11 protein-coding genes are annotated in these 11,685 nt (G+C 70.0%); 4 read left to right on the forward strand and 7 right to left on the reverse strand.

Annotated elements, in window-relative coordinates; all coding sequences use genetic code 11:
- Positions 1 to 50 precede the first annotated feature (50 nt).
- Together OG349_RS16315 and rph are read left to right on the forward strand one after the other, a co-directional pair.
- Positions 51 to 1,841, forward strand: coding sequence for a serine/threonine-protein kinase (locus tag OG349_RS16315; RefSeq protein ID WP_327235292.1), 1,791 nt, complete (start codon positions 51 to 53; stop codon positions 1,839 to 1,841).
- Between the two features lie 199 nt (positions 1,842 to 2,040).
- Positions 2,041 to 4,581 carry a rifamycin-inactivating phosphotransferase gene (gene rph, locus OG349_RS16320; RefSeq protein ID WP_327235293.1) on the forward strand — a complete coding sequence of 847 codons (2,541 nt, stop codon included), beginning with the start codon at positions 2,041 to 2,043 and terminating at the stop codon, positions 4,579 to 4,581.
- Between the two features lie 568 nt (positions 4,582 to 5,149).
- On the opposite strand, the gene OG349_RS16325 is transcribed toward rph, so the two are convergent.
- The 3 genes from OG349_RS16325 to OG349_RS16335 all read right to left on the reverse strand — a co-directional run bounded on the left by OG349_RS16325 (position 5,150) and on the right by OG349_RS16335 (position 8,080).
- Entirely contained in the window at positions 5,150 to 5,833 is a 684-nt protein-coding gene (locus OG349_RS16325; protein WP_327235294.1) for a hypothetical protein, read from the reverse strand.
- A gap of 657 nt (positions 5,834 to 6,490) precedes the next feature.
- A complete protein-coding gene (locus OG349_RS16330) occupies positions 6,491 to 7,054 on the reverse strand; it encodes an AAA family ATPase (RefSeq protein WP_327235295.1) in 564 nt (187 codons plus the stop codon).
- 129 nt (positions 7,055 to 7,183) lie between these two features.
- Complete coding sequence (locus OG349_RS16335) at positions 7,184 to 8,080, reverse strand: sigma-70 family RNA polymerase sigma factor (protein WP_327235296.1); 897 nt, start codon at positions 8,078 to 8,080, stop codon at positions 7,184 to 7,186.
- Between the two features lie 102 nt (positions 8,081 to 8,182).
- On the opposite strand from OG349_RS16335, the gene OG349_RS16340 reads away from it, so the two are divergent.
- Positions 8,183 to 8,953, forward strand: a complete 771-nt coding sequence (locus OG349_RS16340) for an SDR family oxidoreductase (RefSeq protein WP_327235297.1) — start codon at positions 8,183 to 8,185, stop codon at positions 8,951 to 8,953.
- Positions 8,954 to 9,029: 76 nt separating this feature from the next.
- Here OG349_RS16340 and OG349_RS16345 read toward each other — a convergent pair whose 3' ends face one another.
- The 3 genes from OG349_RS16345 to OG349_RS16355 form a co-directional block, all read right to left on the reverse strand.
- Positions 9,030 to 9,587 carry a methylated-DNA--[protein]-cysteine S-methyltransferase gene (locus OG349_RS16345; protein ID WP_327235298.1) on the reverse strand — a complete coding sequence of 186 codons (558 nt, stop codon included), beginning with the start codon at positions 9,585 to 9,587 and terminating at the stop codon, positions 9,030 to 9,032.
- Positions 9,588 to 9,675: 88 nt separating this feature from the next.
- On the reverse strand, positions 9,676 to 10,143 hold the full coding sequence (locus OG349_RS16350) for a nuclear transport factor 2 family protein (RefSeq protein WP_327235299.1): 468 nt from the start codon (positions 10,141 to 10,143) through the stop codon (positions 9,676 to 9,678).
- 123 nt (positions 10,144 to 10,266) lie between these two features.
- Positions 10,267 to 10,620: a VOC family protein gene (locus OG349_RS16355; protein ID WP_327235300.1), complete on the reverse strand. Its 354-nt coding sequence runs from the start codon at positions 10,618 to 10,620 to the stop codon at positions 10,267 to 10,269.
- 181 nt (positions 10,621 to 10,801) lie between these two features.
- Here OG349_RS16355 and OG349_RS16360 point away from each other — a divergent pair, with 181 nt between their 5' ends.
- Positions 10,802 to 11,173, forward strand: a complete 372-nt coding sequence (locus OG349_RS16360) for a VOC family protein (protein WP_327235301.1) — start codon at positions 10,802 to 10,804, stop codon at positions 11,171 to 11,173.
- 23 nt (positions 11,174 to 11,196) lie between these two features.
- Here the strand turns inward: OG349_RS16360 and OG349_RS16365 are convergent, their stop codons facing one another.
- Complete coding sequence (locus tag OG349_RS16365) at positions 11,197 to 11,634, reverse strand: hypothetical protein (protein ID WP_327235302.1); 438 nt, start codon at positions 11,632 to 11,634, stop codon at positions 11,197 to 11,199.
- Positions 11,635 to 11,685 lie beyond the last annotated feature (51 nt).

Consider the following 11,685-nt stretch of genomic DNA (forward strand, 5'->3'; position numbering starts at 1 on the left):
AAGGATCGGGCGCGCCGGGTGCGTCGGGTTCGGGGAGGGGCCGCGCGGCCATGGAGAGACTCGTAGCAGGAGATCCACAACAGATCGGCTCCTACCGGCTGTTGGCGCGCCTGGGGGCGGGCGGCATGGGCCGGGTGTATCTGGCGCGTTCGAACCGGGGACGTACCGTCGCCGTGAAGCTCGTACGGCGGGATCTGGCCGAACAGGACGAGTTCAGGAGCCGGTTCCGGCACGAGGTGGAGGCGGCGCGGCGCGTCGGGGGCGCGTGGACGGCGCCGGTGCTCGACGCGGACACGGAGGCGGAGGTGCCCTGGGTCGCGACGGGGTACGTGGCGGGCCCGACGCTCCAGACGATCGTCTCGGGCGAGGACGGCACCGGCGCCGGCCACGGCCCGCTGCCCGAAACCTCCGTACGCGTCCTCGCGTCCGGACTCGCCCGCGCGCTCCAGGACATCCACGCGGCGGGGCTCATCCACCGCGACCTCAAACCGTCCAACGTGCTGGTGACGATCGAGGGCCCGCGCGTCATCGACTTCGGCATTGCCCGCGCGCTGGAGTCGGTCGGCGAGGACGGCCTGACGCGGACCGGCGCGCTGATGGGTTCCCCCGGCTTCATGGCACCGGAACAGGTGCGGGGGGACCGGGTGACGGCGGCCTGCGACATCTTCTGCCTGGGTTCCGTCCTGCTGTACGCGGCGACGGGCCGGCAGCCGTTCGGCGCGGCGGACAGCGGGATACCGGCGCTGCTGTACCGCATCGCGCAGGAGGAACCGGACCTGTCCGGCCTCCCCGACGGCCTGCTGGAGTTGATACGCCACTGCCTCCAGAAGGACCCGGCGGCGCGCCCGACGACGGCGGAGGTGCTGGTGCGGGTGGCGGGGGACTCGCCCCCGCCTGGAGAACCTTGGCTGCCGAGCGGGCTGCTGGCCCAACTGGGCCAGGGGGCGGTGGAGTTGCTGAACCAGGAGGACCCGACGACGCGGGTGCAGGGGCCGGGGCAGGAGGTGACCCCTCTGTCTCCGCCACCGCTCCCGCACGCCGCGGCGCGGGCGCAGGCGCTGGCCCCGGCGCAGGCGCAACAACCCTACGGATACCCGCAGACACCGACACCCCCCGGATTCGGCCCGCCGATACCGCCGTCGGCGTCCTTCGGCCCCACACCGCCGTACGGGGCAACCCCCGCGACGCCGTACGGCCCCCCTCAGCCCTCCCCGGCCCCGTCCCCGTACGACCCGGTCCCGCCACCCCCCGCCCCGGAACCGGCGGCGCCCCGCAGCAAGCGCGCGACCCTCGCGCTGATCGCGGTGGCTCTGGTCGTCGCGATCGGGGCGGGTGGTTCGGTGTACGCGTTCATGGACGGCGGCGGCACGGACGGCAACAAGGCGAGTTCGAGCGACAGCCCCCGCCCGAAACCCCCCGCGGACGACCCGACCCCGGCCGACCGATCGCCGTCCCCCTCCCCATCCGCTTCACCGTCCGAGACGGCGGGCGAGGTGCCGAAGGAGTACCTCGGCACCTGGACCGGCGGCGTCGACACCGCTACAGGTACGGGCACCCGCGAACTGGTCATCACCCAGGGCGAGGTGGGCGAGACGGTCCTCTCCCTGACGGCGGAAGGACCGACGGAGGACGGCACGTACCACTGCGTCTTCGAAGCCGCCTTGGCCGCCGCCCCCACCCCGGGCGACCCGGTCAGCATCGGCCCGTCGAAGGTCACGGTCGGCGAACCGGCGTCGTCCTGCACCCCGGGCACCCCCACCGAACTGACGCTCCTCGGCGACGGCAGGCTGCGCCGGGTGACGACGAGCGGCGAGGAGCTGACGTACACGAAGTCGGGGTGAGGAAGCAGGGAGAAAACAACAAAGGCAAGGAGATCGCTCTCCTTGCCGCTCTCAAGGTATAGCGCACTGGGGGGCTTGCGGCAAGGCCCAGGGGGTGGCGCAAAATCGGCGGGCAAGGCCACAACCTGCGGAAATGAGGGCACGACGTGCGTGTGTTGGTGACGTATGGGGGACCGGCGGCCGCGTCGGGGGTGCCGCGGTGAACCAGCGGTACGTGCGGGATCTGCGCGAGGTCGACGAGAGTCAGGTCGCCGTTGTCGGTGGTAAGGGCGCGCACCTGGGCGCGTTGTCGCGGATGGACGGCATCCGCGTACCGGCCGGTTTCTGTGTGACGACGGACGCCTACCGGCAGGTCATCGCGCCGACGGTCGGTGATCAGGTTGATCGGTTGGCGCGTCTGGACGCGGACGATCGGGACGGGATCCGTGCGCTCAGTGCGGAGATCCGCCGGGCCATCGAGGGGATTGCCATTCCGGCCGATCTCGCGGCGGCCATCACCCGCGCGCTCGACGGTGACGCGGCTTATGCCGTCCGGTCCAGTGCCACGGCCGAGGATCTGCCGACCGCCTCCTTCGCCGGACAGCAGGATTCGTATCTGAACGTCGTGGGCGCGGCGGCGGTTCTTCAACACGTCAGCCGGTGCTGGGCCTCGCTGTTCACCGAGCGCGCCGTGACCTACCGGCAACGCAACGGCATCGACCACCGTACGGTCCACATGGCCGTCGTCGTGCAGCGGATGGTCCTCGCGGACGCGTCCGGGGTTCTGTTCACGGCCGACCCCGTCACCGGCTCCCGGAAGGTCGCCACCGTGGACGCCGGCTTCGGCCTGGGCGAGGCCCTGGTCTCCGGGCTGGTGAACCCGGACGGCTTCACCGTGCGGGACGGTGAAGTGGTCGCGAAGTCGGTCGGCGACGTACCGTCGCTCACGGATGAGCAGGTGGTACGGCTCGTACAGCTCGGGCGGCGGATCGAGGCGCACTTCGGCCGTCCGCAGGACATCGAGTGGTGTCTGGCCGACGACACCTTCCAGATCGTGCAGAGCCGACCGATCACCACGCTGTTCCCCATCCCCGAGGCCGGTGACGAGGAGAATCACCTGTACGTCTCCGTCGGCCATCAGCAGATGATGACCGACGCGATGAAGCCCCTGGGGCTCTCCATGTGGCAGCTGACCGCCATGGTGCCGATGCACGCGGCCGGTGGACGGCTGTTTGTCGACGTCACGCGCCGCCTGGCCTCCCCCGCGAGCCGGGTCGCCCTCCTGGACGTCATGGGGAAGGGCGATCCGCTGGTCAGGGACGCGCTGGAGACCATCCTCGACCGCGACGACTTCGTCCCGACGCTCCCGGACACCGGGCCGCCGCCGGCCCGCACGGCGTCCGCTCCGGCGGAGCCCGACCCGGCCATCGTCGCCGAGTTGATCCGGCGCAGTCAGGAGTCCATCGCCACGCTGGAGCGTGACATCCGGACGAAGACCGGACCGGCGCTGTTCGACTTCCTGCTGGAGGCCTTCGAGGAGCACAAGCGGGTCCTCGGTGAGCCGCTGAACTTCCAGGCGATCATGGCGGGGATGGAGGCCACCTGGTGGCTCAACGACAAGCTGGGGGAGTGGCTGGGCGAGAAGAACGCCGCTGACACGCTCACCCTGTCCGCCCCCGACAACATCACGTCGGAGATGGGCCTGGCGCTGCTGGACGTCGCGGACGTGATCCGCCCCCTGCCCGAGGTGGTGGCGTTCCTGCGGGAGGTCGAGGACGAGGGTTTCCTGGACGACCTGCCGAAGCTCCCGGGTGGTGCGGAGGCGCGCGACGCCATCGAGGCGTACCTCGACCGGTACGGCATGCGCTGCGCGGGCGAGATCGACATCACCAGGCCACGGTGGCGCGAGCGCCCCACCACACTCCTGCCGGCGATCCTCGACAACGTACGGAACTTTGAACCGGGCGCGGCGGGGCGCCGCTTCGAAGAGGGCCGCCAGAAGGCGCGGAAGAAGGAAGAGGACGTGCTGTCCCGCCTCCGAGCCCTGCCGGAGGACGGGGAGCGGAGGGCCGAAGAGACCAAGCGGATGATCGACCAGGTCAGAGCCTTCATCGGCTACCGCGAGTACCCGAAGTACGGCATTGTCAGCCGCTACTTCGTCTACAAGCGGGCTCTGTTGGCGGAGGCCGAGCGGCTGGTGCGGGCGGGCGTGCTTCCCGAGAAGGAGGACATCTTCTTCCTCACGTTCCAGGAACTCCACGACGCCGTAGGCGAGTCCCGCCACCTCAACGACCAACTCAACGACCAACTCAACGACCACCTCATCCTCATCCGGCAACGCAAGGACGAGTTCCGCTCGTACGAGACACTCACCCCGCCCCGGGTACTCACCTCGGACGGCGAGGCGCTGAGCGGCTCGTACCACCGCGACGACGCGCCGGCCGGCGCCCTGGTCGGCCTGGCGGTCTCGGCGGGGACCGTCGAGGGCCGGGCCCGCGTCATCCTCGACATGGCGGAGGCCGACCTGGAAGCGGGCGACATCCTGGTCACCACCTTCACCGACCCCAGCTGGTCACCCCTGTTCGTGGGCATCGCGGGCCTGGTGACGGAGGTGGGGGGCCTGATGACCCACGGAGCGGTGATCGCCCGCGAGTACGGCCTGCCGGCGGTGGTGGGCGTGGACCGGGCGACGCGACTGATCCGGGACGGGGAGCGAATCCGCGTACATGGAGGGGAGGGGTACGTCGAGGTCCTGCCTTGACGGGGTTGAGGTGGGATGGTCGGGTGCGGGTTCGGGCCGAGGGGTAGTCGGGGGTGGCCGGGTTGTGTGGTTCGGGTGGGGCCGCCCCTTGCGGTTGAGTGTCGCGGTTTCGGGGCGGGCGTCAAGGGCGCTCCTGCGTCGCGTCGCTGCGCGATGACCTGCGGTCACCCTTGACCCCCACCCCGAAACCGCAAGGGAAGGCTGGGGGGGGCGGCCCGGGGGAAGGGTCCCCGGGGGCCAGTCTGTTGTCGGCGTCTCGTCGCGGGCTGCGGCTTTCGGCGGGGCTTTGCGCACCACTTGAATGGGGCGGTGGCCACTCGTCTCGGCGGCTGACAACCGTCCGTTGGCGGGCGTACAAGCACCGCGTCTGAGATCCGTGGTCAGCAGCGGGGTCGGGCAGGGCCCCGGGCCGCCCTGGTGGTCAATATGCCCCATTTGCACAGACTTTGAGGCTCGTTGGGGGCCTCTTCCGCCTGGTCTTGCGTCCTGTGTTTCGTTAAGGGGCTCTGGCAGCACACAACCCAGCGGAGGGGCCGTCCACCTTGGACGGCCCCTCCGGTGGGTGTGCTCAGCCGCGATTGATCTTGGGGAAGGCCTTGGTGGTGTCGACGTAGTACTTGCGGACCAGCGGGCCGAAGCCGGTCTCCGCGCTGCCGAGGATCATCGCCTTGACGACCTCCAGGCTCTTCGCGGCAGTGAAGTCCTGCGGCTTCGTCTCGGTTTCGCCGACAACGACCAACCCCTTCCACGCGGCCTGAGTCTCCGTCGTGGCGCTGACGTCCGGGTCGAAGCCCAGGTAGTAGCCGCGCTCTTTCTCCTGCCCGACGGCCAGGAAGACGATCACATGGAATCCGACGTTGCCTTCGTTGTTGAACTTGCTCTTGACCCCGCCCACGTGTCCGGTCGAACCGTTGACGTACACGGCACGCTCGGCCTTCAAGGCCTTGTCGATGGCAGCCCATTTGGCCGGGACGCCCATCGCCACCGAGAGGTCGCTGGGCTCGCACAGCCCTCCCTCCCCGGGGCTCAGCAGACCGCCGACCCTTCGAGCGCGCACCTGGCAGTCGTTGTCCGACATCTTCGCGAACGTGGAATCGGTCGGCATCTGTAGCCAGCACTTGAGACGTTCGAGGGCGGTGCCCGTCGTCGCGTCCACCGCCTTCGAGATCCGCTCCCTGACGCCCTTGACCGTCGGTGTGGTCTCGTCGGCGGCTTGAACATACGCCTGCTCGATCACGAAATATCCCCCCATGTTCAGCTTCCCCTTGGCCCCACTATGGCGCACGGAGCGTGCCCACGGAAGAGCGGAGAGCGAAGACCGGTGGCCCCGACAACCCCCGCCGAGGCGGCCCACCACCCCACCCCGGCAGGTCATATACACCATTTGCCCCACCTTTGAGGGCTCCTGGAAGCCTCTCCTCCCCGGTCTTGTGTCCTGTGTTGCGTTAAAGGGCTCTCAGAGCAAACAACCCACCGAAACAGGCCAGACCAGCCGCCTCCCCCCACCCCTTCCGCCCCACCACCCACCCACCACAGACACGGTGCTTGCACACCCGCCGACAGACGGCGTGGCAGCCGCCGAGCCGAGTCGCCACCGCCCCATTCAAGTGGTGCGCAAAGCCCCGCCGAAAGGCGCGGACCGCGACGAAACGCCGAGAACAGACGGGCCCTCCGGGGACCCCTCCCCCCGGGCCGCCCCCCTCCGCCTTCCCTAGCGGGGCCGGGGTGGGCGTCAAGGGTGGAACGCAGTGGAATCGGCGAAGCCGACGCTCCGCAGGAGCGCCCTTGACGCCCACCCCGGCCCCGCGACAATCAACAACAAGGGGCGGCCCCACCCCGCACACAACAACCCGGGTGCCCCCGACTACCCCTCGGCCCGAACCCGCACCCAATCACCCCTCCCGCACCACTAACCCCAACCCCCCACCCCCACCGCATCCAGCACCGCCTCGACCGTCTCCTCCACCGTCTGGCCCGCGTTGTCGATCCACGTCCCCTGGCCGGCCAATTCCGTGCGCATCGCCTCGTCCAGCGGTGACCAGTCCGTCGTCAGGACCTTCGCCCTCGTCTGGTTGCGCTGCCAGGCAGCCGCCGGGCCGGGGGTCAGGACCACGAGGTGGAACGGGTGGGTCCGCAGTGTGCGCCGGTAGAAGTCGAGGTGGGTACGGCGGACCACCACGTCGTCGATCACGGGGACGAACCCCGCCGCCGCGAAGCTGTCCGCCAGCAGGCACGCGTTGCGGGCACGCAGAAAGATCTGGCGGTCGGCCTCCGCGTCCGGCTCCGGCGTCGGCCAGAGGCCGCCGCTGACGATCATCTGCTGGAGCCCATCCACCTCGACATGGGCCGCCCGCCGCAGCCGAGCACCCAGCGCGGCAGCCACCGTGGACTTGCCGCTGCCGGGGATACCGGTCAGCAGGACGGCACCGGCGGCGGCCGGTTCACGGTCGATGGGTACGAAGGCCAACGTCATACGAGCATCGTCGTACACCGTCGTCCGTGGTCTCCACCCGTATACATCCCCCACCCCGGCCGCACCTCCACCCCGGCCACACCTCCACCCCAGCCCGGCCCGCACCCCCACCCGCCCACATCCCCCACCTCACACCTCCAGCACCGCCAAATCCAACGTCCTCAGACGCTCCGCGTCCGCGATCACGTCGATACCGGTGATCCCGCCCTCCGTGATCGTGAAGCTCAGCACCAAGAACAACCGGCCGCGAGGGGCCATCACCAGTCCCACCGACCCGTTCACCAGCGCCGGTTGGGTGTACCTCGCCCGTCCCGTCGCCGCCATCGCGCCCTCGGCCACCGTTCGGGCACCCCGAATGAGGAGAGGGGTGGGCGTCGGGCCGGCCGACCGGTCTGCCCGGAGGACCACATCCGGGTGCAGCAGCGCGACCAGCGCCTCGAAGTCTCCACCGCGTGAGGCCGCCAAGAAGGCGTCCACAACGCGGCGTTGGCGCGTGAGGTCCGCCTCGGGAACCGGCGCGCCCCCTCTGACCCGGCGGCGGGCACGGCTCGCGAGTTGTCTCGCCGCCGTCGGCGAACGCCCGATCATCGGGCCGATCTCATCGAAAGGCACGGCGAACATGTCGTGCAGGACGAAGGCGAGCCGCTCCGCCGGGGCCAGCGTGTCCAGCACCACCAGCAGTGCCAACCCGACCGAGTCGGCCAGCAGCGCCTCCTCCTCGGGGTCGACGGGACCAGCCCCCTCCCTCTCCCCCGGCCCCGGCCCGTACAGATCCAGCGAATCCAGCGAATACTCGCGCCGCGACCGCCGCGTACGCAGCATGTTCAGACACACCCGCGCCACCACCGTCGTCAGCCACGCGGTGAGGTTCTCCACGTCGTCCGTCTCGGCGCGGCTCATGCGCAGCCATGCCTCCTGTACGGCGTCGTCGGCCTCGCTCGCCGAACCGAGCATCCGGTACGCCACCGCGCGCAGGCGCGGCCTGTCCTCCTCGAAACGCCCGGTCAGCCATGCTTCCTCGCCCATCGGTCACATCCCTCGCTCGCGGAGTGTCAGAGAAGGAGACCCTCCGGAACCTGCTGAGGTGACAGGGGGCGAAAACCGCATGCGACCACTCTGGAGAGACCCATGACAACGCCACCCATCCTCCTCACCGGCGGCACCGGCACCCTCGGCCGTCACGTCCTCCCCCTCCTCCGCGCCACCGGCCACGGCGTACGCGTACTCAGCCGCCACCCCCACCCGTCGAAAGACAGCGTCGAGTACGTCACCGGCGACCTTCTCAAGGGTGAAAGCGGAGACAGCGTCCAGTCCGCCGTCGACGGGACCGAGATCGTCCTCCACCTCGCCGGCGGCCCCAAGGGCGACGAAGTCGCCACCCGGAACCTGGTGCGCGCCGCCTCCCGCGCCGGGGTGAAACACCTCGTCTTCATCTCGGTCATCGCCGCCGACCGCGTCCCGCTCGGCTACTTCACGTCCAAGCTCGCCGCCGAGGAGGCCGTGACCGCCTCCGGCCTGCCCTGGACCATCCTGCGGGCCGCGCAGTTCCACGACCTGCTCCTGACCGTCGTGCAGAAGATGGCCAAGCTGCCCGTGATTCCCGTCCCCGGCCTCCGCCTCCAGCCGGTCGACTCACGCGAGGTGGCCGCCCGGCTGGTGGAACTGACCCTGGACAAGCCGGCCGGGCTGGTGCCCGACCTGGCAGGACCGAAGGTGTACGAGTCGGCCGACGCGATCCGCGCGTACCTCCGCGCCAGCGGCAGGAAGCGACCGCTGGTCCCGGTCCGGATGCCGGGAAAGGCGGGCCGCGTGTACCGGGCCGACGGAAACCTGTCCCTCGAAGGAACAGACCTTGGCACCCGCACCTGGGAGGATTTCCTCACCGAGCGGCTCCACTAGGACGCGTCCGTACGCCAGGCCCCTCCGCACCGCCGGGCCCATCCGTACCGCCGGCGCATGTCCGCACCCGCCCCGCTCACGACCAGTCCAACGTAGGCGCCAGCACTCCCTCCAGGGTCAGCAGCCAGTGCTTGGTGGCCAGTCCGGCCTCGCCCCCGCCGTAACCGCCGATCCCGCCCGCCGCCACCACCCGGTGGCACGGCACCAGGACGGAGACCGGCGCCGACCCCATGATGGAGCCCACCGTCTTGGCCCGGAGGCCGCGTTCGTCGGGCTCCTCGTCGAACGCACCGCTGCGGTCGGCCAGTTCGCCGTACGTGAGGGTCGTGCCGTACCCCACCGTGCGGTGCAGGGTCCGCAGGACGGTCTGTTGGGCGCCGGTGGTCGCGCGCCAGTCGATTGGCAGGTCGAACTCCCTTCGCCGGCCCGCGAAGTACTCGGCCAGTTGAGCCGTGACAGCGGCGGCTCTCCGGTCCTCGGTGGTGAGGTCCGGCCCGCCGTCCGCGTCGCCACCGGCCCCCGCCCCGAACGCCACGGTCGACACCACACCCTGGTCCGTCACACCTATGCGCATCCCGCCCGTGGGCAACGGGGTCTCCACGCTGAACCAGCCCACCCCTTGATCGTTCCGCATACGGGAAAACGTACCGGCGCGACGGGCGAACACCGGCGGGGTCCCGAAACTCCCGTCGCAAACCTGCCGAGGCACGCTCAGCCCTCGCTCAGCCCTCCGTCTCGAACGCCCGCGCCACCGCAAGGCTGTCCTCGTAGACATGATGCCGGGTCACCAGGCCGTCCTCGACGGTGAGGTGCAAAGCGAACCGCGCGCGATACGCGCGCCCGGTGGACCGGGCGGTCTGACGGATTTCGCCGAGCACCACCGCCTCGCCGCCGTCGACCAGGATGCGCTCGATCTCGGTCGCCGCCTCCCCGGCGGCATGGTGCTCGGCCAGCTCACGGAAGTGGGCGGCGGCATCCGCCCGGGTTGCACGATGCCGAATCCACGGCGTGGCCGTCCGACCGTGCTCGGCCTCCGGCCAGTCCAGTTTCCAGTCGACCCGTACGGCATACATCTCGGCGATGCCCGCCGCATCCCCCTCGCCGATCCGGCGCAACAGCTCATGCACCACAGCACGAGTGACCTCGGATGCGGCTGCGGGTACGGCGGCTGCGGCTGCGGCTGTAGACATGGCTCATCACTCCGATCCGGCATCCGCGTCCGGCTGACGCGGCGAGATCCCCATCCTCGCCACCCCCGCCGGACCGACGCCATTACCTCCGAGGTAACGGCCCAGGCCCGCATGAAGACGGGGTCAGGCGGGCTGCCAGAGTTCGACCCGGTTGCCCTCGGGATCGGTGACCCAGCCGAATCGGCCCACACCGTCCATGTCCTGCGTCTCCTCCGCCACGTCGGCTCCCTTGGCACGCAGCTGCGCGAGCATCGCCTCCAGGTCACCGACCCGGAAGTTGAGCATGGCTTGCTGGGCGCGGGACCCGAAGTAGTCGGTCCCGGACTCGAACGTGGCGAACACCGTCGGCCCGGCCTCCTGACGCCACAGACCGTTCTCGTCGAGGTCCAGGCCGAGGCATTCGCGATACCAGGCGCTCAGGGCAGCCGGGTCCGCGGCCCGCATGAAGTACCCACCGATTCCCGTCACACGTTCCATACCGCCATCGTGCCAGCGTCCCGGCCGGGGGCCCTGGCACCACGCCACCGCCCGCCCCGCTGACGGACGAGTGGCGGACGATGCGGCTAAGGTCTACGCGCCCGGCGGTCCCGCGCAGCGCTGCGCGTCGGGCCGTGGCTGACCAGAACCAGGGCCCGTGCTGTCGGAGGAAGGATCACCGGTGATCGGCAAGCTTCAATGCGTGGTTCTGGACTGTCCGGATGTCCTTGAACTCGCCCGGTTCTACCGATCACTCCTCGGCGGTACGGTCAACCAGCCCGATCGCAGGTGGGCGGTCAGTGACGACTTCGCGACCCTTCACACGGACTCTGGTCTGGTATTCGCGTTCCAGCGCGTGAAGGATCACCGGGCGCCGCGGTGGCCGGACAGCGCATATCCGCAGCAGTTCCATCTGGACCTCGATGTCCCCGATCTTGACCGGGCCCAGGAGCAGGTCCTCGGCTTGGGTGCCACACTGCTCCACGTCGACACGGGCGGTTGGAGGATCTTCGCGGATCCGGCCGGCCATCCCTTCTGCCTCCTGCGGGGCTGACGAGGAGGGCTACGGCTGGAGTACTAGTCCCCCCACTGACACACCGTCGTACCTTCACCGAACAGCAGCGCGGCGGTGTTGAGCAGCAGCAGCGGATGTACGAACCGGTCAGGACCGGTCGGCGGTACGTACCAGGACAGCGGCCAGGTGTCCCCCTTCAACGCGGGTACGGGTACGTAACTCACGTGGCCGTAGCTGGAGTTGAACCGCGTGACCTTCGGCGGCCAGGCCCTCAGCGCGGTGCTTCCGGGCGGTAAGTAGAAGTACACGGCCCGGCGGCCGTTCGCCTCGCTGACGATGGGGCCGGGATCCCCGGCCGTGATCGCCTCCATGGCGTCGGCGAGACGACGACCGTTGTCCCCGTCCACGCGTACGGCGTCGAATTGCACCCCGGCCTTGCGAAGTTGGAATCCCGAAAACGGAATCCAGCTTGCCTTTAATTGGCGAGTTCTCGCATCCATACAGACAGTGTGCGGTCCACCGGCTAGCGTTTTCTACACCACAAGCAGAGG

The organism is Streptomyces sp. NBC_01317, from assembly GCF_035961655.1.
In the GTDB taxonomy this organism is placed as follows: Bacteria; Actinomycetota; Actinomycetes; order Streptomycetales; family Streptomycetaceae; genus Streptomyces.